This window comes from Tolypothrix sp. FACHB-123, from assembly GCF_014697075.1.
Lineage (GTDB): Bacteria > Cyanobacteriota > Cyanobacteriia > Cyanobacteriales > Nostocaceae > Aulosira.
Genome location: NZ_JACJRE010000035.1, coordinates 29725 through 53407, shown reverse-complemented (window position 1 = coordinate 53407; position 23683 = coordinate 29725). Strand labels below are relative to the sequence as shown.

General features: G+C 39.5%; 17 protein-coding genes. 9 read left to right on the top strand and 8 right to left on the bottom strand.

Annotated elements, in window-relative coordinates:
• Nucleotides 1–117 precede the first annotated feature (117 nt).
• The 4 genes from H6G41_RS21595 to H6G41_RS21580 all read left to right on the top strand — a co-directional run bounded on the left by H6G41_RS21595 (nucleotide 118) and on the right by H6G41_RS21580 (nucleotide 8231).
• Nucleotides 118–483: a response regulator transcription factor gene (locus tag H6G41_RS21595; protein ID WP_190748456.1), complete on the top strand. Its 366-nt coding sequence runs from the start codon at nucleotides 118–120 to the stop codon at nucleotides 481–483.
• A 104-nt stretch (nucleotides 484–587) separates the two neighbouring features.
• A complete protein-coding gene (locus H6G41_RS21590) occupies nucleotides 588–1061 on the top strand; it encodes a chemotaxis protein CheW (protein ID WP_190748499.1) in 474 nt (157 codons plus the stop codon).
• 103 nt (nucleotides 1062–1164) lie between these two features.
• Nucleotides 1165–4476: a GAF domain-containing protein gene (locus H6G41_RS21585; protein ID WP_190748453.1), complete on the top strand. Its 3312-nt coding sequence runs from the start codon at nucleotides 1165–1167 to the stop codon at nucleotides 4474–4476.
• A gap of 155 nt (nucleotides 4477–4631) precedes the next feature.
• Nucleotides 4632–8231, top strand: coding sequence for a hybrid sensor histidine kinase/response regulator (locus H6G41_RS21580; RefSeq protein ID WP_190748446.1), 3600 nt, complete (start codon nucleotides 4632–4634; stop codon nucleotides 8229–8231).
• 120 nt (nucleotides 8232–8351) lie between these two features.
• Here H6G41_RS21580 and H6G41_RS21575 read toward each other — a convergent pair whose 3' ends face one another.
• The 3 genes from H6G41_RS21575 to H6G41_RS21565 all read right to left on the bottom strand — a co-directional run bounded on the left by H6G41_RS21575 (nucleotide 8352) and on the right by H6G41_RS21565 (nucleotide 11699).
• Entirely contained in the window at nucleotides 8352–9269 is a 918-nt protein-coding gene (locus H6G41_RS21575) for an ABC transporter permease (RefSeq protein ID WP_190748444.1), read from the bottom strand.
• Between the two features lie 46 nt (nucleotides 9270–9315).
• Complete coding sequence (locus H6G41_RS21570) at nucleotides 9316–10401, bottom strand: spermidine/putrescine ABC transporter substrate-binding protein (protein WP_190748443.1); 1086 nt, start codon at nucleotides 10399–10401, stop codon at nucleotides 9316–9318.
• Between the two features lie 170 nt (nucleotides 10402–10571).
• Entirely contained in the window at nucleotides 10572–11699 is a 1128-nt protein-coding gene (locus H6G41_RS21565; RefSeq protein ID WP_190748442.1) for an ABC transporter ATP-binding protein, read from the bottom strand.
• Nucleotides 11700–12318: 619 nt separating this feature from the next.
• Here H6G41_RS21565 and mrdA point away from each other — a divergent pair.
• The 3 genes from mrdA to H6G41_RS21550 all read left to right on the top strand — a co-directional run bounded on the left by mrdA (nucleotide 12319) and on the right by H6G41_RS21550 (nucleotide 16621).
• Complete coding sequence (mrdA, locus tag H6G41_RS21560; RefSeq protein WP_190748441.1) at nucleotides 12319–14136, top strand: penicillin-binding protein 2; 1818 nt, start codon at nucleotides 12319–12321, stop codon at nucleotides 14134–14136.
• Nucleotides 14137–14361: 225 nt separating this feature from the next.
• A complete protein-coding gene (gene purM, locus H6G41_RS21555; protein ID WP_190748440.1) occupies nucleotides 14362–15390 on the top strand; it encodes a phosphoribosylformylglycinamidine cyclo-ligase in 1029 nt (342 codons plus the stop codon).
• Between the two features lie 544 nt (nucleotides 15391–15934).
• The gene (locus tag H6G41_RS21550) at nucleotides 15935–16621 is read left to right on the top strand and encodes a PHP domain-containing protein (RefSeq protein ID WP_190748439.1); all 687 of its coding nucleotides are present in this window, start codon (nucleotides 15935–15937) and stop codon (nucleotides 16619–16621) included.
• A 364-nt stretch (nucleotides 16622–16985) separates the two neighbouring features.
• Here H6G41_RS21550 and H6G41_RS21545 read toward each other — a convergent pair whose 3' ends face one another.
• A complete protein-coding gene (locus tag H6G41_RS21545) occupies nucleotides 16986–17591 on the bottom strand; it encodes a TetR family transcriptional regulator (RefSeq protein ID WP_190748438.1) in 606 nt (201 codons plus the stop codon).
• 304 nt (nucleotides 17592–17895) lie between these two features.
• On the opposite strand from H6G41_RS21545, the gene H6G41_RS21540 reads away from it, so the two are divergent.
• Entirely contained in the window at nucleotides 17896–19836 is a 1941-nt protein-coding gene (locus tag H6G41_RS21540) for an FAD-dependent oxidoreductase (protein WP_190748437.1), read from the top strand.
• A gap of 194 nt (nucleotides 19837–20030) precedes the next feature.
• Here the strand turns inward: H6G41_RS21540 and H6G41_RS21535 are convergent, their stop codons facing one another.
• From H6G41_RS21535 to H6G41_RS34800, 3 genes are all read right to left on the bottom strand, one after another.
• Nucleotides 20031–20351: a multidrug efflux SMR transporter gene (locus H6G41_RS21535; protein WP_190748435.1), complete on the bottom strand. Its 321-nt coding sequence runs from the start codon at nucleotides 20349–20351 to the stop codon at nucleotides 20031–20033.
• A 322-nt stretch (nucleotides 20352–20673) separates the two neighbouring features.
• The gene (fetB, locus tag H6G41_RS21530; protein WP_190748433.1) at nucleotides 20674–21450 is read right to left on the bottom strand and encodes an ABC transporter permease; all 777 of its coding nucleotides are present in this window, start codon (nucleotides 21448–21450) and stop codon (nucleotides 20674–20676) included.
• A 31-nt stretch (nucleotides 21451–21481) separates the two neighbouring features.
• Complete coding sequence (locus H6G41_RS34800) at nucleotides 21482–21640, bottom strand: hypothetical protein (protein ID WP_206756947.1); 159 nt, start codon at nucleotides 21638–21640, stop codon at nucleotides 21482–21484.
• A gap of 29 nt (nucleotides 21641–21669) precedes the next feature.
• On the opposite strand from H6G41_RS34800, the gene H6G41_RS21525 reads away from it, so the two are divergent.
• Entirely contained in the window at nucleotides 21670–22815 is a 1146-nt protein-coding gene (locus H6G41_RS21525; RefSeq protein WP_190748431.1) for a DegT/DnrJ/EryC1/StrS aminotransferase family protein, read from the top strand.
• A gap of 84 nt (nucleotides 22816–22899) precedes the next feature.
• On the opposite strand, the gene H6G41_RS21520 is transcribed toward H6G41_RS21525, so the two are convergent.
• Nucleotides 22900–23646, bottom strand: a complete 747-nt coding sequence (locus tag H6G41_RS21520) for a DUF561 domain-containing protein (protein ID WP_190748429.1) — start codon at nucleotides 23644–23646, stop codon at nucleotides 22900–22902.
• Nucleotides 23647–23683: the final 37 nt, after the last annotated feature.

Below are 23683 nucleotides of genomic sequence, written 5' to 3'. Positions count from 1 at the left end.
AATAAATAGTTTTTAAGTGCTTTTTCTGATGTAAAACTATGAGAAATTAAATTAGTATTAATATACCAAATTTTACTTGATTGTAATTAAACATAGAAATTTACTTGGAACTTAATTATGACCACTGTTTTAGTTGTTGAAGATGGTTTGACAGACATGGAAATTCTCAGCGGTTATTTACAACAAGCTGGATACTATGTAGTATGTGCCAAAAGTAGTGAAGAAGCTTTAGACAAAATAGGTTCATCTAAGCCAGATTTAATATTTCTCGATGTAATTTTACCTGGTAAAAGCGGCTATGAAATTTGTCGCGAGCTAAAAAACGATCCTAACACTAGTAAAATTCCTGTAGTATTTTGTTCCACCAAAAATACTGATGTAGATAAAATTTGGGGTAATATGCTTGGTGCTCAAGCTTACCTATCAAAACCTATTAATAAGGAAGAATTAGTTGTGACTTTACAACAATTAGTTAAACCTTAGACGCAGCAAAAATAGGTGCAAAATTATAGTTACAGCTTTTTTATTTTCCAAGAAAATCAAGACAGTGGCTATAGGGAAACATCTACTATAAAGGAACTATGACGTTGGAGACCAAGCAAAAATTTTTGAGCTTTAATTTAGGAACTAATGACTTAGCTGTCATTAATTTACAGCACATTGCAGAGGTATTACAAATTTCTTTGACAGAAATTTGTGGTGTACCACAAATGCCCAATTGTGTTTTAGGTATTTACAATTGGCGTGGCGAAATGCTGTGGTTAATCGATTTAGAAGAGATGTTAGGTTATCCGCCATTATTACAAAGTAACAATGTAGTTGCCAAAATGATGGCAATTGTCCTAGAAAATGATGGTAAATATTTAGGGCTATTGGTACGTCAACTGACAGATATAGAGTGGCTAGATACAGAAAAAATGAAAGCTCCATCTGCCGAACTATTTTATTCAGCTATTTCGCCTTTTGTAGAGGGTTACTATATTAATTCTGAAGAGGCGATGGTGTTTAATTTGAATGCGCCGTCGATTATCCAATCTCCGATGTGGATAAATCATAATTAACGATTGCATATTCAGCAATAGCAGATATTGGTGGTATGTATCATCTTTTTTAAGTGGGAAACCTCAAATTTCTTCGTTAAAAACAATTACTCAGGGGTGTAAAATGACAGTTTCGTATAACAAATCTCCAAAAAATACGCAAATTATTAGCAATATAGAAAATGAAAATGGTAGTAGCAATATCGCTAATATTGCTACTGATGAGTTATCTACATTAAATGCTATAGAACAAGAATTTAAAAATTGGCGGCAGCAGTTAAAAACTATTAATAATCAGCTACGTCAAGCTCCAGATATTGAAACAATCCTTAAATTAGCTGTAGTCCAAGTCAGAGAAGAAATTGTTAGCGATCGCGCTTTAATTTATGAGTTTAAAACTGCTGATACTGGGAAAGTAGTTGCAGAATCTCTCACCTTAGGTTGGACACCAACTATTGAAGAAAATCTGCCAAGTATCACCTTTGGTGCCTATACCAGTCAAGATTATTTAGAACCTGTAGTTATTAATGATGTTACGCAGATAAAAGTTACACCTTATCAACAACAACTACTAGATAGATTTCAGGTTAAAGCTAGCTTAAGCGTACCAATTTTAGTCAACGATCAGGTATGGGGCTTACTGGTAGTCAATAATTGTGCTTTGTCCCGTCAATGGCAAGAATTAGAAATTACCTTACTAGTTCAAATTACTACAGAAATTGCTTACAGGATACAAAGCTTTACATCCCAAACACAAATACAACAAGAACTACTAGCGCAGAAATCAATTACCAAAGTTATTGATAGAATTCTCCACGTCACATCTATTGATAAAATTTTTCAAGCAACTACTCATGAAATTCGCCAATTTCTCCGCTGCGATCGCGTAGCTGTATATCGCTTCGATCCCGACTGGAGTGGCGAGTTTGTTGCAGAATCTGTGGGTAATGCTTGGGTAAAACTAGTAGCCCCGAATATCAAAACTGTTTGGGAAGATACATACTTGCAAGAAACCCAAGGCGGACGTTATGCACAAGGCGAAAGTTTAACTGTTAATGATATTTCTCAAGCCGGGCACTCTCAATGCCATGTAGAAATTTTAGAGCAGTTTGAAATCAAAGCTTATATCATAGTTCCCGTTTTGTCTGGCAAAAAATTATGGGGTTTACTAGCAGCTTATCAAAACTCCGAAACTCGTAATTGGCAACCTTGGGAAACAAACTTTTTGACAGATATTGGCTTGCAATTTGGCGTTGCTATTTCTCAAGCCGAATATTTAGAACAGGTGAAAGCCCAAAATGAGCAACTAACTCAAATAGTTGAACAGGAAAAAACCTTAACAAAAATAGCTAACCGCATCCGCCAATCTTTAGATACAGAAAGCATTTTTAGAATCACAACTCAAGAAGTCCGTCAATCGCTAAGATGCGATCGCGTTGCCGTCTATCGCTTCAATCCTAACTGGGGTGGTAAGTTTATTGCAGAATCGGTAGGCCATGGCTGGGTGAAACTGGTAGGGCCAGATCTGAACACAGTGTGGGATGATACCTATTTGCAAGAAACCCAGGGAGGTAGATATGTTAAAGGCGAAAACTCAGTTGTTAATGACATTTATCAAACCAACTTTGCGGCTTGTCATCTGGAAATTTTAGAGCATTTTGAAGTTAAAGCATTTATCATAGTTCCTATTTTCTTAGGTGAAAAATTATGGGGTTTGTTAGGCGCTTATCAAAACTCAGGCACTCGTCATTGGCAAAACTGGGAAGTTAACTTTTTAGAACAAATTGGCTTACAATTTAGCCTAGCTAAATCACAAATTGAATATTTTGATCAGGTCAGAGTCAAATCAGAAAAATTAGCGCAGATAGCTGAACAAGAAAAAGCCTTAACGAAACTAGTCGATCGCATTCGCCAATCTTTAGATGTGGAAGAAATCTTCAAAACATCCACTCAAGATATCCGCCAATTACTAAAATGCGATCGCGCTTGTATCTATCGTTTTAATCCTGACTGGAGTGGCGAATTTGTCGCAGAATCAGTAGCTCATGGCTGGATAAAATTGGTAGGCCCCGATAAAATTACAGTCTGGAAAGATACCCAAATACAAGAGTGCGCTCAAATGGGTAAATATCAGAAAGGTGACTATTTTTTCACTAATGATATTTACAATGCTGGACATTCTCCCTGTCACATTGAAGCATTAGAGAAATTTGAAGTTAGGGCTTATGTGACAGTGCCGATATTCTTTGGTGAAAAACTGTGGGGATTATTGGCAGTTTACCAAAACTCTGGAACTCGTGAGTGGGAAGAATCGGAAATTAGCTTGTTAGGAAGAACTTCCGACCAATTAGGGTTAGCATTACAACAAACTGAGTATTTGCAACAAGTAAAAGCACAGTCAACACAATTAGCAGAAGCCGCCGCACGAGAAAAAGCCGCTAAAGAGTTATTACAACAGCGTTCTATTCAACTGTTAACAGCCCTAAGACCCGCCCTTAATGGCAACTTGACAGTACGCGCGCCCATCACAGAGGATGAACTCGGTACAATTGCTGATGCTTACAATAATACCCTGCAAGCATTGCGACAAATTGTCATCCAAGTGCAGACAGCAGCTCAACAAGTTGCGCAGACTTCTGATACTAGCGAAGCATCATTAGTGGGACTGACCAACTTAGCAAACCAACAATCCCAAGAAATGGCCACCGCTTTAAGTGACATTCAACAAATGGTTGACGCGACAAAAGCTGTGGTAGCTAACGCTGAATTGGTACAAGTAGCAGTCAAACAAGCTAACCAAACTGTCGAGTCTGGTGATGGTGCAATGAACTTGACTGTACAAGCTATCGAAGGAATTCGCGAAACTGTTGCTCAAACCAGTAAAAAGATTAAACGGCTCAGCGAATCTTCACAAAAAATCTCCAAAGTAGTGAACTTAATTAGTAATTTTGCCACTCAAACCAACGTCCTAGCGCTGAACGCTGCTATTGAAGCTACTCGTGCAGGTGAATATGGCAAAGGTTTTGCTGTGGTAGCAGATGAAGTTCGTTCTTTATCGCGCCAGTCAGCAGCAGCTACTATCGAAATTGAAAAATTAGTTCAAGAGATTCAAGCAGATACTGGAGAAGTATCTGTAGCTATGGACATAGGTATCCAACAGGTAGTAGAAGGGACAAACCTTGTCAGTGATGCTCGACAGAATTTGAATGCTATTGTTAGCGCTACTGCGGAAATTAGTCAGTTAATTCAGCGCATTACCGAAGCCACTCAACAACAAATGGATCAGTCTGTCAAGGTAACGGCAACGATGAAAGATGTAGCGCAAATTTCTCACCAAACTGTTGATGAATCTCATGAAATTGCCGTTGTTTTCCAAACATTATCAGGCATGGCAAAAGAACTATTAACAACTGCTAGCAAGTTTAAAGTCAATTGATAACCAAATAACTGGCCCTAGTTTAAAGTATGGGGATGAGGGAAACGAGATGATAATACGCAGTATTACTCATGGTAATTCCTGATTCCCCATTCCCGCTAAAACATGACTAATGAATAATGACTAATGAAACTAATAAATAATGACTTAAAAATATGACTTCAGATATTGATATTCGCGAACAGGGTTACATCTATTTTTTAGCTGAAGCTCCAGAGTTACTACAAACTATCGAAGAAGAACTGTTTAGTTTGTCAGAAGATTTTAGTATAGCTAAAGTACATCAGCTAATGCGGGCAACCCATACAATTAAAGGGGGATCTGCTAACGTTGGGCTAGAGGTAATTAGCTCTATTGCACATTCTTTAGAAGATGTCTTCAATGCGTTATACAATCCTAGCGTTGTTATTGACGATCAATTACAATCACTGATACTACAAGCTTACGAATGCCTAAGGTTGGCACTTACCGCAGAATTAACAGGTAGTACTGTGAATGGTGACGAAATTTTGCAAAGAGCAGCTTCAATCTTTGCTCAGCTACAAGAAAAACTCGGTGATGCTTTTGGTAGCGAAGCTTATATTCCTACTTCCCAAGAATTGGGCTTCGATCTCGTTCAATCTATTTTTGAAGTTGGAGTACAGCAACGCTTAGAAATGATTGCTGAGGCGTTGGATCAAATATCAGAACCAACAGAATTAGCTGAGTTATTAAGCTCGCAAGCTGAAGTATTTATTGGTTTAGGTGAATCTTTAAATTTACCAGGATTTGGCGCGATCGCCCAAACAATTATCGCCGCAATCAAAGCTAACCCCAACCAGGCGCATCAAATTGGGAAAGTTGCTCTAGCTAATTTACAACAAGCTCAAGCATCTGTCTTAGCAGGCGATCGCACTTGTGGTGGTGAAGCTTCTTCAGCATTGCAGAGTTTCACCCAAGTAGCCACAGATGAATTATATTCAGCCACACAAGATTCTGTAATTCCCATTGCTTTACAAAATGAATTTAAAGCATTATATAAATTTCTCACAACATCTGCTGATAGCCAAAATCAGCCACTTAACCCAGCCAAAGCCAAGTTTTATCTTAAGGTAATTCGTTTTATCCTCGGCTGGTTTAATCATCGCAGGGAAATTAACAAAGAAAATCTCAATTTGGCTCTAATTATTTCTAATAACGGCGAAGTTACTGTTAGTTATATTGAAAATTGGTTGAACCAATTTAGAGAATTTATCCAAGAAGCTGAAGATAGCCAAAGCCTCTGCTTATATCGCCAAGGCGTGATTTTGACAATCATTCTAGCTGTTGCCAAATTCCATTATACAACCGAGCAAGTTAAGCAAAATAATTCTGTCATTCCAGCACTGCAAAAGCAAATTAAGAAATTAGCTCAAGAATACAAAAACTTTCCACCAGTTACAACCCAAGAAAAAAATTGGCTGGACAAGCCTAAATTAAAACAACTATTAGTTTTCCAGGAAAATATTCTCGCAGAAACTAATCATCTCTTAGAGTCAATTTGGGGAGGAGAAACTAATGAAAACCATATCCATGAAATTGATGAACCAGAACCCGAACAAAAAAATTATGAATCTTTAGCTATTATCGAACCAGTCATTACAGATATCGCCACTACTGTTAATACAGCCATTGCTGATGCGGCTATTCAAAGCAACCAAACAACAGAGCAATTATCAACTTCATCTGTAAAAAATTCTCGTACACCTTCATTTGTACGAGTAGATACAGAAGGATTACACCGCTTGAATTATTTAGCGGGTGAACTCCTGATTAAGCAAAAACAGCGCATATTACATGATGAACAAATTAAAGAAATTATTGAACAATTAAGAGAGCATCTAAGCAGACAACAAATAATTTTAAATCAATTAGGCGATCTACCCATACACTCCCAGAATCACGCTTTACAGAATAATCGAGATTTTGCATCTGTAAAGTTTGATTCTTTAGAAATGGATGCATATACAGAATTGCAAACGAAGTTGCATGAAGCCATAGCAGAAAGTTTGCAACTCCACGAAATCATCGAATCTCTAGATTTATCGTTATCGCAAGCGATTCAGATTAGTGAGAAAAAACAACGATTAACGTTAAATATTATTGATAATTTAGTAGAAGCCAGGATGGCTCCTTTAGGAAACATCTTGAATCGGTTTCCCCCAATGATCAAAAAAATGGGGAGCGTTCATGGCAAAATTGTCGAACTAAAACTTATAGGTACAGAAGTACTGGTAGATAAAGCGATCGCAGAAAAACTTTATGAACCGCTGTTGCATTTAGTACGTAATGCTTTCGATCATGGGATTGAAACGGCTCAAGTTCGCCAATCTGTTGGTAAACGAGAACAAGCTGTCATCGAAATTCATGCTTATAATCAGGGAAGTCAAACTATTATTGAAGTCCGCGATGATGGACAGGGTTTGAATTTAGAAAAAATTCGCAAAAGAGCTATTGAGCAAAATCTTATCCCCGCCGACGATGTAGTTAGAAGTAATAATTACCAAGCGGCGGAAGCTAAACTTTTAGAATTGATGTTTTCCCCAGGATTTACCACTACCGATCGGGTAAGTGATATTTCTGGACGTGGTATGGGTTTAGATATTGTGCGTTCGCAGATACAGTCTCTCAACGGTTCTTTATCTGTAAAATCGTTGCCTAATCAAGGTACAACATTTATATTAAAAATTCCTTTCTCTATGACTACCGATAAGTTAATGCTAGTCCAAGCAGGTGGTTTTATCTACGCTTTGCTATTGGATAATTTAGAAAAAATCTTAGTTCCTTCAGAGCAACAAATTAAAGAATATAAAGGCAAGAGAGTACTCTACTATAACATTGCCGGAGATGAACGTATGGTTAGCCTCCGCCATATTTCTGATTTAATTGACTATAATGGTTCATCTTTCAATTGTATTAGTTACAATAATCCAGCCACTGCCTATGAAACAGGAATCATGAAAAATCCTGTGTTATTACTACACCGCAATCAAGAAATTTTTGGGTTAGAAGTTGACCAAATTATTGGTGAACAAGAACTAGTAATTAGACCTTTAGGAAGTGCGATCGCTCCCCCAAAATATATTTATGGTTGTAGTAGTTTAGCCAGTGGTAATCTCATCTTAATTATCGATCCGACACTGTTATTGTACTCTCAAGAGATGCAAGCCACGCTGGAAATTGCGACACTATCAACAGATTATTTGCCAAATCAACAAGCCTTAACTTCGTCAGATTTAATATCCAACTCTACACCTCTACTGGCTCCAGCTAATCCTACAGATACAACGTCAAGCCAGCTCAGTCAGTCTTTGTCAGCAAATCAAAAATCATCAAAAGTGCTGTTAGTGGTAGATGATGCTCTGAGTCTGCGTCAAACTCTGTCGCTGACATTACAGAAGTATGGATATCAAGTATTACAAGCACAAAATGGTGTAGAAGCTCTAGAAAAATTACAAGCTTATCCAGAAATTCAAGTAGTAGTTTCTGATTTAGAAATGCCACGAATGAACGGTTTTGAACTTTTATCTAATGTGCGGAAAAACTCACAATTAGGGGAAGTACCTATAGTAATTCTCACTTCCCGTAGTGCGGAAAAACATCGCCAACTTGCTGAATCTTTAGGTGCAGATGCTTACTTAACTAAGCCATATTTAGAAGATAAATTAGTTTCGACAATTGGAGATTTAATTAACCGACACAGCCATGACTCTAATAATTACGTCATGAGTCATTAGCATAGAAATAGATTCTGTAAGCGTTAGGGTGGGCATTTATTTCCCACCCTATTTATTGTAAATATTATATTATTTTTGAATAAAGCTACATTACTAACTCTGATAAATTTAGCTCAATAACTAACGTTGAGGTTTAGCGTCACCAAACTTAATTATTAGTGCGATCGCAATACTCACCAGCATAATTAATGCCATACTCAACGCTGAACCAAAACCCCAATTTTGAGTCGCACCAAGAAACTGATTATAAACTAATCTGGCTGCTGTCATACTAGAAGCACCACCTAGTAGTTCTGGATTGACAAAATCGCCTAAGGCTGTAATAAAAACAAGCATTGAACCAGCAGTTAAGCCTGGTAAAGTTTGTGGTACTGTCACTTGCCAAAACGCCTGTGTAGGATTTGCGCCTAAATCGGCGGCTGCTTCTAATAAACGCATATCTAATTTTTCTAGAGAAGCATATAAAATTAACACCATGTAAGGCAATAAGCTGTAACTCATGGCAATTAATACAGCTGGAGTATGGTTCAATAATTCTAAAGGTTGTAAATGTAAATTTTTCAATAAAGTATTTAATAAACCAGTCGGACGCAGAATCGTAATCCAAGCGTAGGAACGCAGTAAAGACGAAGTCCACAAAGGTAAAATAAAAGCTAATAATAATAAATTCCGCCAGCGTTTGGTTACGATTTGAGCAATCCAATAAGCAACCGGAAAACTAAGAATTAAACAAATAATTGTTGTTGTTATGGCTAAAGCCATTGAGCGCAAAATTACTTGCAAATAAAGCGGATCGAATATCCGAAGATAGTTTTGTAAGCCGCTAGGATTAACTAAATCTCCAGGACGAATGTTGGGTACTAAACTCAATTGAAAAATAATTAATGTTGGTAGTACCAGTAAGAGTAATAACCAAATTCCAGATGGTACTAGTAATATTAAAGGTTGGAGCCAACTGAGATTTGCGTAACGCTCGTTTTTGATTGTGGCAATATTACTGTTTGGATGTAGTTGAGATTCAGAAGTTTGATTATTCATAAATAGATTTTTCAATAATTAAAAAATTGATAAAAATTTAGAATATTTAACTACTAGTTAATTGCGTCCAGTAGCGATCGTAAATCTCATCAAATTTTCCTAAAGGCGTAATACGTTCACATTTTTCTAGAATTGACTCCGGGGGAAATAAACTAGTATTTTGCTGTAGGCTGATAGGTAATTGCTCAAATCCTGCCAAATTAGGAGTGGCAATATTCAGCCGTTGGCTAATTTCGGCTGCTACTTCTGGCTGTAAAATAAAGTTAATCCAAGCATAGGCTCCATCAGGATTGATTGCTGTTTTGGGAATTACGATTGTATCAGTCCATAATGAAGAACCACTCCGAGGAATTACATACTTTAATTTAGGATTTTCTTTGGTTACTCTGATTGCATCAGCCGAATAACACATTGCTAATAATAAATCTCCAGCCAAAATTTGATTTTGCCAAGCTTCTGTATCAAATGCCGTAATTTTTGGTTTCAGTTCTTTCAATTGTTCATAAGCTTGTTTAACTTCATTTTCGTTTTGAGAATTGTATGAATAACCGAGCATTCGCAAAACTGCACCCATAACTTCACGGACATCATTTAATAAAGTCATGCGTTTATTTAACTGCTCTTGATTTTGCCAAATATAATCCCAATCTAGAGGTGAATTTTTCAGAATTTCGCTATTATAAACTATACCTGTTGTGCCCCAATTGAAGGGTATGCTATAGCGGTTATTGAGGTCATAAGTAGGATTTTGGAACCGGGGAAATAAATTATCTAAGCCGATTAAGCGATCGCGATCTATTTCTGTTAATAAATCCTTCTGCACCATCTTCTGTACCATATAGTCAGATGGGTAAATAATACTGTAATTACTACCGCCTCCAGCTTGTAATTTAGCTAGCATGACATCATTAGATTCATAGACATCTGCAAGGATTTTCATCCCAGTTTGGGTACTAAAAGCTTTAAGTAATTGGCTGTCAGTATATTGCGTCCAGGTATAAATATAAAGTTGGTCGCGTTGAGCAGATGTTTTAGCATTAGCGCGGACATCTGCTAATCGCCAACCACACCCAGCTAAAGATAAGCTAGAAAGTGCGGTAATTTGTTGTATAAATGTGCGTCTGGTAGTCATTTGTTATTGGTCAATAGTCATTGGTCATTTGTTATTTGCCACTGGGTAATTTACCAATTGAGGTAAGATATGAATTTAATTTAGATGCTAATTCATTAATGATGGTTTGGATAGATTTTATTTGTTTAGGGGTTAATAGTTTACGAGTATACGCCCGTCTTGACCAATGACTATTGACTAATAGCCAAACAATCACTTTCTGCCCACCAAGCATAAATAGGTGTATTTGGGTCTGGTAAGCTACCAAAGGTGTTAGGTTGTAAGACATTAATACTAATGCCGTTGATTAATTCAACAACATAATTAACATGGGTTCCTAGATACATGATGTTAATCAGTCGCCCTTCAAAGCAGTTATTAGGAAAATTAGGTGGATAAAGTGAAAGTTGAATTTTTTCAGGACGGACGCTAACTACTACTGGTTGAGATATTTCTGTAGGTGTTTCTTCATGACGGTTAACAACAATAGTTAGTCCTGTTTTGGTCTCAACTTGAACTGTAGAAGCTTCTACACCAATGATGTCACCACTGAATAAATTGGTATCACCGATGAAATCAGCGACAAAAGATGTGCGGGGAAATTCGTAAATTTGGCTGGGAGTACCAATTTGCTCTATTTTCCCTTGATTGATCACGGCTATGCGATCGCTCAATGATAAGGCTTCTTCTTGGTCGTGGGTGACCATAATAAAGGTTAATTGCAATTCTTTATGGAGATTGATTAACTCCACCTGCATTTCTTTACGCAGCTTTAAATCTAATGCGCCTAAGGGTTCATCGAGTAACAGCACTGAGGGACGGTTGACTAAAGCCCTGGCTAAGGCTACTCTTTGCTGCTGTCCTCCCGAAAGTTGATTAGGAAAGCGCGATCGCAAACTTTCCATTTTCACCAGTTTTAAAGCTTCTTTGACGCGGCGATCGATTTCTGGTTTACGCAATTTTTTCAAGCGCAGTCCAAAAGCAATATTATCCCAAACATTCAAGTGATTGAACAATGCATAGCTTTGAAATACCGTATTGACAGGCCGGCGATAAGGCGGGACATTAGTCATAAACTGACCTTGAATCAATACTTTACCCGCATCCGCTTGTTCAAACCCCGCAATTAAACGTAATATTGTTGTCTTGCCACAACCAGAAGGGCCTAAAATACTAAAAAATTCTCCTTGCCTAACGTCCAAGTCTACGCCATTGACGGCTGGTTCTTGGTTAAAAAACTTGAATACGTTACGCAGCTCAACATCTAGCGGCTGCAAAGCCATCATCTCCCCCCGATCCTGCGTCACAGATTGAGCCATAATCCTCAGTAAAATGCCGTGAATCTACGCGATCGTGCACATTTAGGTAGTCTATTAACCAGCCTACCTCTGGCACTTTGGTTCATTGTATCCGTCAAAAACTATTGATTGGGAAGATATTCTTGGAATTATTTGCCGATTCATACTGAGTAGCCTCTTTGAGGCTTGTGTATATCAATAAATACTAAAAAATCCTAAAATTTTGTCATCATAATCTTGTGTTATGGGTTCATTATCAACAAATCTACCAGGTAACAAAAAATATACAAGGTCAAAACTACCCCCCCCACATCCGAGTCTCAGTGCATTCAGATAATTCCTCAACTACCAGAATCAGGTAATATATTTCGCTTTCATGGGTAGCTTCTAGCTAGTAATTGCTATCCTCATTCTGTATATTTATGGCTGATGGCTCACACCAGGCTTCATGGTCAATTGTCGCCCCAAGTTTAGAGAAAATTCTCAACACTGGAGTGCTGACTGTGAACTTATAAGTGAACTTATCAGTCATCATTGATTCTTGATACAGTTTTTCTGAGAACTGCCATAAAGTGCTGGTTAAAAAATCAGCATCAATAACTGTATAAATTAGATTAATTTTGTAGTCATTACTCGTCCTATGGCTTTAATAGAACCGACTCCACTGGGAAGACCAAAAAATACACGTACAGTTGGTAAAAGTTTTCAGCCAACATTCCTGATTATATTTACTCTGTTAATGACAAGTGCCATAGGTGCGCGTTTGGCATATTTACAAATAGTTGAAGGTGCAAATCATCGTAAGCGCGCTGAATCTAACCGTATTAGAATGATCCCCAAACAGCCAGAAAGGGGTAATATTTTTGACCGTTATGGCAAACTTTTAGCTAGTACTCGCTATCCGCGATCGGTATATTTGTGGCCGATGGCTCATACCAAACCTTCCTGGCCTGTTGTCGGGGCGCGTCTTTCCCAAATTCTTGATATTCCTCAATCAGAAATTGAAAAAAAACTAGTAGCAGCCGGGAGAAACTCTTCATCTTTGATTAGGATTGCGCGGGATCTCAATGAAGCGGAAATTACTGCCTTAAAAGAGTATCAAAATGAACTCACAGATGTAGAAATTCATCTCGATGCTGTGCGTTATTATCCCCACGGCAGACCAATGGCTCATGTACTTGGTTATACTCGCGAACTAACTGCCGAGCAGTTAAAACAGAAGCGCCAAGAAGGCTATCGCTTGGGAGATGTGATTGGTCAGATGGGGGTGGAAAAAGCCTATGAAAAGCAACTTAGAGGTGAATGGGGCGGTCAGCAAGTAGAAGTGGATGGTGCTGGTAGACCGCTTAGGGTTTTGGGGGAGAAACAAGCTAAAGCTGGTAACGATTTGCACTTAACCATTGATTTGGAGATGCAAAAGACAGCAGAAAAAGCCTTAGGTACACGCAATGGCGCGATCGTTGCCCTCAATCCCAAAAATGGTGCGGTTTTGGCATTGGTATCTCACCCTACCTTCGATCCCAATATTTTCTCGAAGCAGAAACTTTCGCAAAAAGACTGGGACACCGTTCAAGGCGAAGAACATCCTTTGGTGAATCGTGCCTTAAGTGTCTTTCCTCCTGCTAGTACATTCAAAATCGTCACTACAACTGCTGCCTTGGAATCGGGTAAATTTTCTCCTAGCACTGTGCTGCAAACCTACGGTTCCTTAACGATTGGCGGCACTACTTTTGGCGAATGGAACCATGCGGGATTTGGGCCTTTAGGCTTTGTTGGCGCATTACAGTGGAGTAGCGATACCTTTTTCTATCAAATTGCTAGGGGAGTCGGCGGCCCAACTTTGATTGAGTGGACGCGCAAGTATGGATTTGGGGAAAAAACCGGCTTTGAGTTTACTTCCGAAGAAGCCAAGGGTTTAGTTCCCGATGAGACATGGAAGCAGAAAGTATGGAAAATGCCCTGGACTGTAGGCGACAGTATTAATATGTCCATTGGTCAAGGTGCTTTACAAACCACGCCCCTACAAGTAGCAATTATGTTTGCTGTACCTGCTAATGGAGGCGATCGCGTCCAGCCCCATTTACTTAAAGATAATGAAGATGCAAAAAGCTGGCGTTCATCGTTAAATATAAAGCCGAGTACTATGAAAATCCTGCGTGAAGGTTTGCGAAAAGTAGTATCTGAAGGTACAGGTAAAGCTTTAAATATACCCTCACTTCCCCCAGTAGCAGGTAAAAGCGGTACAGCCGAAGCCTGGAAGCGTGGTGTGAAACAAAATCACGCTTGGTTTGGTGCTTATGCGCCAGATGATAAACCAGAGGTATTGATAGTAGCTTTTGCTGAACATTCTGGTGGTGGCGGTGGTAGCGTAGCTGCTCCCATGATTAAAGAAATTATGGAAGAATATTTTCACCGGAAGTATCCTGGTAAGTATCAGAAGCCAGAAGCGAAGAAATAAGGGTGCAGGGGAAGGGGGATAAGGAAGACAAGGGGGACAAGGAATTTTGGATTTTAGATTTTAGATTTTAGATTCAAACCCAATCCAAAATTGCAAATCCAAAATCCAAAATTGAATTGCCCAATGCCCAATGCCCCATGCCCAATACAAATTAAGTAAATATTATGTGATGATGTTCTATGTGTGTAAAGAATTAATAACAGAGCAGTCAGGAAGCGGTTAGGAATGGATTATCGGGATGCTGGGGTTGATGTTGAGGCTGGACGAGCCTTTGTAGACCAAATTCGCAATTTGGTTCACAGTACTTTTAGAAAGGAAGTGCTTGGTGGATTGGGCGGTTTTGGCGGTTGCTTCCAGCTTCCTGGGGGTTATCAGGAACCTGTGTTGGTTTCTGGTACTGATGGTGTCGGTACAAAGCTGAAAATCGCTCAGGTTCTCAACCGTCACGATACTGTGGGTATTGATTTGGTGGCGATGTGTGTGAACGATGTGCTGACATCTGGGGCGGAACCGTTGTTTTTTTTGGACTATTTAGCCACAGGGAAGCTGGAGAAGGAACAATTAACTGAGGTTGTGGCGGGTATAGCCTCTGGATGTAAGCAAGCAGGTTGCGCTTTGCTGGGTGGAGAAACAGCAGAAATGCCTGGTTTTTATCAAGTGGGCGAGTATGATTTGGCGGGATTTTGTGTGGGAATCGTGGAAAAAAGCCAAATGTTGGATGGTTCCCAGGTAAAAGTCGGAGATGTGGCGATCGCACTTGCTAGCGCCGGTGTCCATAGCAATGGCTTAAGTTTAGTCCGTAAGATTGTCAGTGAACGCGGATTTGCTTGGGATCAACGTCCAGAATTATTAGGCGGGCAAACTATCGCCGAAGCTTTCCTTACCCCCACAAGAATTTACGTCAAACCCTTACTCGCTGCCCGGAAAGCAGGTTTAGAAATTCACGGGATGGCGCATATCACAGGCGGTGGTTTACCAGAAAATTTACCTAGATGTTTAGGCACAAATCAAGCAATTAAAATTAACCTCAATAGTTGGCAAATTCCGCCCGTTTTTCAGTGGATAGCCCAAGCAGGTAATGTAAATCCTGAGGCTATGTACAATACTTTCAATATGGGTATTGGTTTTGTGCTTTTAGTACCTCCAGCGCAGGTAGAACAAACAATTAACTACTTTCAAGCAGAAGAAATACCCGCTTTTGCCATTGGTGAAGTCATTACTGGCGATAATTCATTGGTTGGATTACTGTCATAAATCAAAAAATTGATGCAGGTTATTCAAAATATTGAGATTTGCTCTGTCTCATCGCCTGAATAACCGCATAATTACGTAATTTCTGCCATGAATTAGTACTTAGCAAAAACTGAATGCGGCAGTATGGGAACGTTATTAGCGTTACCATAGAAAGAACTTATGTTAGCAAACTTTATTTGCCAGGTATAAATTAATTAGGGTGTTAAAAAATACATAAATTGTAGGGGCGGTTTTCTAAGATATTGACTCTCAAAGAAGTTATGGAGATGAAACCCGCCTGTACAAATGTCTCCAGTAGAAAGGTTTCTGAACCATTGACTAACCAGATGGCAGTATTTGTTACCTATTCTGATTGTTCCAATTGAAAATACTCATCGCCGTCAGTGTTGAGATTTGCTAACGTAGTCTTAATATATTGAAAACTTTGCGGTCAAAGTCAAAAAAATTGCTACAGCACTAACTAAAAGTGTTGAGTGTTTATTATCTAAAAATGTGTGGCGTGTTTGTGTGTGAATAACAATGTACTTTTATCTTAGAGGGGGTTATGGTTGTAAATTTAGCTCGGACTTCTGCTTCTACGGAAATCTTAAGGCAAATATTCCAGAATATTGATGCCCAAAGTTGTCCAAGATTATTTAACTTTCATATGCATACTGTCTATTCTGATGGTAGATTACAGCCCAATGTATTAATGGAGCAGGCGATCGCTATTGGATTAAAAGGACTAGCAATTACCGATCATCATAGTATTAGCGGCTATCAAGCAGCAAAAGCTTGGCTAGAAGATTGGAAATGGAATAATCCCGGTGAAGGTCTTCCCCACCTGTGGAGTGGTGTGGAGATTAATGCCAACCTTTTGGAAGTTGAAGTGCATATTTTGGCTTACTCCTTCCAAGTAGAACATAGCAGCATGAAACCTTATTTACAAAGGAAAATAACTACAGGTAAAGAATATCAAGCAAATAACGTAATTGATGCAATTCATGAAGCGGGGGGATTAGCTGTACTCGCGCATCCCGCACGTTACAGGCGATCGCATTTTGATTTAATTCCTGCTGCTGCGGTATCGGGAATTGATGGGGTAGAAAGTTTCTATGCTTACAACAACCCCAACCCTTGGAAACCTAGCACTATAGAATCAGAACAAGTGCAACAGTTGGCTGAGGAATACGGCCTTTTTAATACCTGTGGTACTGATACTCACGGTTTAAGTCTACTCCAGCGTTTATAATTGTTGGGCATTGGGCATTGGGCATTGGGCATTGGGCATTGATGATTCTCTTTGTCCTTCTTACCCTCATTCCCGTAATTTCTAGTTTCAAGTTACTCAATAATCAGCAAATCTCTCCCCTACTCCCCTAGTCCCTAGTCCCTAGTCCCTAGTCTCTAGCCTCTAGTTTCAAAAGAGATAAAATTTTGACAATACAATCCCGAAAATAAAACAGGCTAGAGCAATAGCTATTGCTAAGAATATGGGAATGCTTTTGCGTTCTATTGGTAGTTCCATCAGTATACGCACTGAACTCAGATCAGTTTCGCAATTAGGGCAAATGTCACCCTCAATATCGGTGCGATCGCATACTGGACAATTTAACTTAGCGTTCAATTTTCAACCCCTCCCATAAAACCGAAATCATTTCATTCACAATCGTTTCTTTTGGTACAGCATCCACAAAAGTACTGGCGAGGGGAAGACTCTCGATAACAGACAGAAAAAATCCGGCTAGCAGTTGGGGACGCACCTGTCGAATTTCGCCTCGCTGTTGTGCTTGGTTAAATATTTGACAAATAGGTTCAAATATGCAATCAGATGAGTAAGCAGTTAATCTCGCTGTATTTTCCGCATCCAATAAGGGCATATCTGTATGTACCATGCTTAAAAAGTGGATGGGAGGCTGAGATAGGAACCATCTAGCAATTGCATAGAGTTGCGATCGCAAATCAGCCCCATTTTGCGTAATTACTTGCTCTATACCCAGGCGATGACGCTCAAACAAACGTTCGTTGACGGCGACAAACAGCTGCTCTTTACTGGGAAAATGGTAATACAAAGAAGCCTGACGAATTCCTACTCCATGAGCAATCTCCCTCATTGTCACTGTATTATAGCCCCGGCTGCGGAATAGCTCTTCTGCTTGCTCAAGAATTCTTTCTCTACCACCAGATGAGACTTGTTTTGGAGAGTTGCGATCGTCTGGCACTCTCAAACCTACCTAACGTTTAGTAGTCAACTTTCAAATATTATATTACACTGGCAAATAATCTGCTTATTTGTGAATTTAAATTAGCAGATTTATTGTCTAGTGCATAAATAACCTGACCGAGCAACTTTGAGTGTAAAGTATTTAAAAATACAACAACCAGCTATTGATAATTGCTCCCGTTCTCCTGCAAAAAATCTGCTGAGGACGATTGCTGAAATGGGAAAAATTTTCCGAAAAAAGGCTAATTTATAGCCATGATTTCACACCAGTATTTCATGATGAAGAGTTAATTCTGTAACCAATGAACCAATTATCGAATTCACCAGAATCATCTACTATTTCCCGCCGCACACTGCTCAAGTGGTTCGGTATTGGTAGTATCGCTGGAGTAACTGGATACTCTCGTTTTAGTAAGCCACAACCAACGATTTTTGAAAGAGAAACCTTACAACTACCAAGGATGTTAAGTCAAGGTAAATCTGTAGTAGTTATTGGGGCTGGATTAGCGGGTTTAGCTTGTGCTTATGAATTGAGTCAGAGGGGATTTGCAGTTACACTTTTAGAAAAATCCCCGCAACTTGGTGGTAAAATTGCCAGCTGGCAAATTGAAGCTGTAGGTGAAACCTTTATGATGGAACATGGGTTTCATGGCTTTTTTCCCCAGTACTATAACTTGAATAGTTTAGTTAGTGAATTGGGGATAAATGATCATTTTCAATCATTAAATTTTTATGCGGTTATGTACCGCGATCGTAAATATCAACCGGAGATATTTCGCCCTAGTCGTTCCGCCTTTCCTTGGAATATTGTAGATTTAGCGATCGCCTCACCTAATCGCTTACAATGGGGTATTAATTTAATTAACTTAAAACACTTACAAGTTTTTCAAGCAATTACTGGATTTCAAAGAGAAAGAAATTACCAACGCTTCGATAATATTTCCGTTGCAGATTGGGTAGCAACGGAATTTCCTAGAGGTTTATATGACTTATATTTTCTCCCATTTGCAAAATCGAGTTTGAATGCGCCAGATATGATGAGTGTGGGGGAATTAATGCAATTCTTCCATTTTTATTTTTTTGGTAATCCCGAAGGGCTAGCTTTTAATGGTACTAAAGATGATATGGGGACGAGTTTAGTCCAACCAATCGCCAAATCAATTTTAAGTAATGGCGGTAAAATTATTACCGATGGAACAGTGAGTGAAATTCTGGCTGAAGAAAATGAGATTCACTCACTCAAATATTTTGTTGGTAGTAATCAAAATAATGTGCCTTTTTGGATAAAACGTAACTCAGTGGTGACAGATAAAGAGATTGAATATTTTGGTGCTGCGGATGAAGTATTCGCAGCATCAAAGGGAAGTGACGCCGCAATTTCTCTTACCTGTACCCATCAAGGTTGTACTGTGAAAAAAGCCGATGATGGAAAATTCCATTGTCCTTGTCATGGTGCAGTATTCGCTGCTGATGGAAAAGTGTTAAAAGGGCCTGCACAACGAGATTTAGCTAAATTTAAAATAGCTAAACGCCAAGATGCGGAAATACAACTAGTAGCAGCTAATCCCGAATCATCATCACCTCAGACAATAGCGGCCGATTATTTTGTATTTGCAACTGATGTACCGGGAGTACAGCAACTCTTTAAACAGATTAATGGTGAGGTAGATAAAAAAGTGCGATCGCAAGTTGCAGCTTTAGATATTGCCGATCCTTTTGCTGTCTGTCGTTTCTGGTTTGATCGTGATTTTCAGTGGGAACAAAGTAATTTTACTTCTTTATCAGGCTACCAGCTAACTGATAGCATAACTCTTTATCATCGCATTCAAGAACAATTTATTGATTGGGCAGAACGCACAGGTGGTAGTGTCGTAGAATTACATGCTTACTGCTATAAAGAAAAAGAATTTCCCACCCAAGAAGCGTTGTTAGCGAAATTTGAGGAAGAATTGTATGAAATTGTTCCCGAATTAAAGCAGGCAAAGATATTACATCAAGAATTGGTAAATCAACATAATTTCTCTGGCTACCCACCAAATAGTTATGCACAACGCCCAGAAACTAGCACTGGTGTTCCTAATTTAATTTTTGCTGGCGATTGGGTAAAAATGCCCTTCCCTTGTGGGTTAATGGAACGAGCCGTTAGCAGTGGTTTATTAGCAGCCAATGAGATTTTATCTCGTGAGGGTTTGCAGAAGCGATCGCTTTTCTCGGTGAATCCAGAAGGGATGTTACAAATTTAAAGGTAGTAAAGTCAGAGGGCAGAAGGTTACATAACATCATTCTTACCGCTTTTGCCCTATATTAATAGGGTTTTATAACGGTAACTTACTTAACAAGGGCACAGTATTTATCAAAAAATAGTCTATTTTTTGAGTATTGTAGAATTGATAAAAAATTCTTACTGATACCCCTCTGCCTCCTGCCTTCTGCCTGATTATTTTGCAGAGTTTAAACCAATTACACCAATCACAATTAAAGAAATAGATACAAGCTTTACGGTAGTAATAGATTCACGGAACCACAAAATACCAATGAGAGCAATTAGTGTAGTTCCTAACCCAGCCCAAAAAGAATAAGCAACGCTAACTTCAATTGTCTTGAGAGAAAGTGTTAAAAAAGTCAAACAAAGCCCGTAAAAGATAAATATAAATACTGTAGGCAATCCTTGAGTAAATCCTTGTGACAACTTCATACAAGTTGTACCTAAAACCTCAAATATTACCGCAGCAACTAGGTAAAACCAACTGATGAGCATTTTGATTATAAATAATTGAGTTTTTAATTTTCTCTAATAGGAAAATAAAAATCAATAAGTATTTTTAGGGTGGGCATTACCTATCTATTTAAACAAACGACCCAATTATAAGTGAAGTGAGTAATAAATTTATTCAGCCTTAAGTATGTTGATTATCTATAACTTTTCGTCTTCAAGAGAGAGATTAATGCATCTTCATGTTGAATTGGTATAAAAATTCAAATAATGTTGGCGACACATCCATATATTCTAGAGGGCATGGTATTCCCATGCCCTACCTATTTATTACATTACTTTCTCAAATTTTAATAAAGCATAAATTTTACCTAATTAACTGCAAGGTAGAGTTAAAGAACTGGCGTGATAAACCGCGTGTAATTAAAACTGTTGTTAATAAGTTAGCAAAAGCAACCATAAACATCAGTAAAATTTCGTAGGAAATAGCATCGGGTGCATTGACTCCAGCTAGTAACTGTCCGGTGGTGATTCCTGGTAGCGCAACCATACCGATGAGCATCATTTGATTTAAGGTAGGAAGTACGCCGGCGCGAATGGCTTCCCGGCGATATTGGCTGATAGCTTGCTCTGGTGTTGCGCCTAAGCTTAAATGAGTTTCTATTTCTATGTGAGACAAATTGATGGTATTCACCAGACGTTCGCCAGCGATCACAGCTGCATTCATGGCATTACCTAAAACTACCCCCGCCAGAGGAATGATATATCTGGGTTCGTACCATCTATCTGGTTCAATAATCAAAAAGATGCTATAAAGCACAGTCAATGCTGTACTAACAAAAATTGACCCCCACACCCAAGGTAATAACCGGGGAAGTTTTTGGCTGATGCGGTTTCGTGAGACAATCGCCGTAATTGTCAGCATAATTACTACAATCCCCAAAACAGCCCAAACATTGTTTACAGCAAAGATGAAGTCTAAAACATATCCCAGGACTGCTAATTGGAGAAGAGTTCTCCCAGTAGCGACGACGAAGTTAAATTCTAGTCCTAACTTTTCCCAAGCAGATAAACCAACCGCGATCGCCATTAAGCCAATTGCGATCGCCAAATCAGCTAAATCCAGCTTGATTAAATCTTGCATTGCTCATTACTCCGGGGCTAGGGGCTAGGGATTAGGGGCTAGGGATAGGGTGATAAGGAGGACAAATGACCAATGACGCCAGTTCGCTCAAGTCGGGAAACCCGCCCACGCGACTGGCTCCCCAATGCCCATTGACAACTGACAACTGACCATTGACCATTAATAGCAACAATTGAGCGTAGAAGTGCATCTTTTGTATTTCCAGATCAATAAAAACTCATGATCCAAAGTGTAAATTCTGTTCCTGCTTTTGATATTAAACAGCAATATTCGACTCTAGAAGCAGAGGTGAGTGCGGCTGTGTTAGAAGTTCTGGCTTCTGGTCGTTATATTGGCGGGCCTTTAGTAGAAGGTTTTGAAAAACAATTTGCTGCTTATCATAATGTAACTGAATGCATAGCTTGTAATTCCGGTACTGATGCACTGTTTCTCTCGCTACGTGCTTTGAATATTGGTGCAGGTGATGAAGTAATTACAACAACCTTTACTTTTATTGCAACGGCTGAAGTTATTAGCGCTGTAGGTGCCAAGCCAGTTTTTGTTGATATTGATGATACTTTTAATATTGATTTACAACAGGTAGAAGCGGCAATTACGCCCCAGACTAAAGCCATTATCCCCGTTCACCTGTTTGGTCAACCTGTAGATATGACGGCGTTAATGGCGATCGCGCAAGCTCACAATTTAGCTGTGATTGAAGACTGCGCCCAAGCCACAGGCGCAAGCTGGAACGGGCAAAAAGTCGGTAGTATTGGTCACGTTGGCTGTTTTAGTTTTTACCCTACAAAAAATCTGGGCGGCTGCGGTGATGGCGGTGCAATTACTACCAATGACCCAGAAATCGCCAGCAAACTGCGGGTACTTAGGGAACATGGCAGTAAGGTACGCTACATTCATGAAGAAATTGGTGTTAATAGCCGCTTAGATGCCATCCAAGCCGCTATTTTAGAAATTAAACTGCGTTATCTGGATAATTGGAACGAAAGAAGAAAAGCGATCGCCGCTTATTATCATCAATTCCTCAATCAAGTTCCTGGTATCATCGTCCCGCAAGAGTTAGCCGGCGGCGTTGGTGTCTGGAATCAATATACAATTCGCGTTTCTGGTGCAGGGCGAAACGGTGCTAGCGCCAAATATCGCGACTCAGTACGCCAGCAATTGCAAGAAAAGGGTGTAAGTTCAATGGTTTACTATCCCTTACCCTTACATTTGCAACCAATTTATCAAAATCTCGGTTATCAACCAGGCTCCTTACCAATTGCCGAGCAAGCCTGTCATGAAGTCATATCTTTGCCCATGTTCCCAGAACTCATCCAGGAACAGCAAGACAAGGTGATTTACGCCCTGAAGGATTGTTTGGGGTAAAAGAGGCAAGGGGGCAGGGGGCAGGGAGCAGGGGAGAATATATTATTACCTAGCCCCTAACCCCTAATCCCTAGCCTCTAGCCTCTAGCCTCTAGCCCCTACTTTCGCAGATGCTAAAGCTTCAACGATGCTACGAACAGCAGCAATCATGGCTACTTCGCTGTTGAGTTGGTTAATAGCTGAACCGACACCCACACCAGCTGCACCAGATGCGATCGCTAGTGGTGCTGTCACGCTAGAAATGCCGGAAGCACACAATACGGGTACGGAAACTGCGCGAGAAATTTCAAAAGCTGCTGCTAAGGTGGGAGCGGCTTTTTCAATTAAGCCTAAAGTTCCGGGGTGGGTGGGGCTGCTGCTGGTACCGCCTTCAGTTTGGATAATATCAGCACCAGCTTTGACTAGTTCTTCTGCTAGTTGTACCTGTTTATCTAATGTGAGAATGTGAGGCACAGTCACAGATAAAGTGATTTCTGGCAATAAAGCACGAGTTTGGTGAGTGAGGGCAAGAACTTCCTCAGCCTCAAATCTCCGTCCTTGGGAATAGAAGGAATCGAAATTACCGATTTCAATTAAATCTGCACCAGCCGCCACAGCTTGCACGAATTTTTCTGGCTCTACTGCTGACACACAGATTGGCAAATTTGTCAAACTCTTTGCTAATTTTACTAAAGCAGCATCGGCAGCGATATCAACAAAAGTAGCACCGCCCAAATCGGCAGCTTTGATAGTAGCAGCGACGCGATCGCTATCAAAGTTATTTAAACCGCTGATTGCCTTCAGGACACAGCGGTTAGCAAAAGCACGTTGAAGAGAAGAATGCATTGTCATACTTCGTTTGAAGCTACGAAAATTAGGTATATTCTAC

What these genes read in the sequence shown, in the direction of transcription:
- H6G41_RS21595 (WP_190748456.1), top strand. Translation starts at nt 118, where the DNA reads ATGACCACTGTTTTAGTTGTTGAAGATGGTTTGACAGACATGGAAATT.
- H6G41_RS21585 (WP_190748453.1), top strand. Translation starts at nt 1,165, where the DNA reads ATGACAGTTTCGTATAACAAATCTCCAAAAAATACGCAAATTATTAGC.
- H6G41_RS21580 (WP_190748446.1), top strand. Translation starts at nt 4,632, where the DNA reads ATGACTTCAGATATTGATATTCGCGAACAGGGTTACATCTATTTTTTA.
- H6G41_RS21575 (WP_190748444.1), bottom strand. Translation starts at nt 9,269, where the DNA reads ATGAATAATCAAACTTCTGAATCTCAACTACATCCAAACAGTAATATT.
- H6G41_RS21570 (WP_190748443.1), bottom strand. Translation starts at nt 10,401, where the DNA reads ATGACTACCAGACGCACATTTATACAACAAATTACCGCACTTTCTAGC.
- H6G41_RS21565 (WP_190748442.1), bottom strand. Translation starts at nt 11,699, where the DNA reads ATGGCTCAATCTGTGACGCAGGATCGGGGGGAGATGATGGCTTTGCAG.
- mrdA (WP_190748441.1), top strand. Translation starts at nt 12,319, where the DNA reads ATGGCTTTAATAGAACCGACTCCACTGGGAAGACCAAAAAATACACGT.
- purM (WP_190748440.1), top strand. Translation starts at nt 14,362, where the DNA reads ATGGATTATCGGGATGCTGGGGTTGATGTTGAGGCTGGACGAGCCTTT.
- H6G41_RS21550 (WP_190748439.1), top strand. Translation starts at nt 15,935, where the DNA reads ATGGTTGTAAATTTAGCTCGGACTTCTGCTTCTACGGAAATCTTAAGG.
- H6G41_RS21540 (WP_190748437.1), top strand. Translation starts at nt 17,896, where the DNA reads ATGAACCAATTATCGAATTCACCAGAATCATCTACTATTTCCCGCCGC.
- H6G41_RS21535 (WP_190748435.1), bottom strand. Translation starts at nt 20,351, where the DNA reads ATGCTCATCAGTTGGTTTTACCTAGTTGCTGCGGTAATATTTGAGGTT.
- fetB (WP_190748433.1), bottom strand. Translation starts at nt 21,450, where the DNA reads ATGCAAGATTTAATCAAGCTGGATTTAGCTGATTTGGCGATCGCAATT.
- H6G41_RS34800 (WP_206756947.1), bottom strand. Translation starts at nt 21,640, where the DNA reads ATGCACTTCTACGCTCAATTGTTGCTATTAATGGTCAATGGTCAGTTG.
- H6G41_RS21525 (WP_190748431.1), top strand. Translation starts at nt 21,670, where the DNA reads ATGATCCAAAGTGTAAATTCTGTTCCTGCTTTTGATATTAAACAGCAA.
- H6G41_RS21520 (WP_190748429.1), bottom strand. Translation starts at nt 23,646, where the DNA reads ATGACAATGCATTCTTCTCTTCAACGTGCTTTTGCTAACCGCTGTGTC.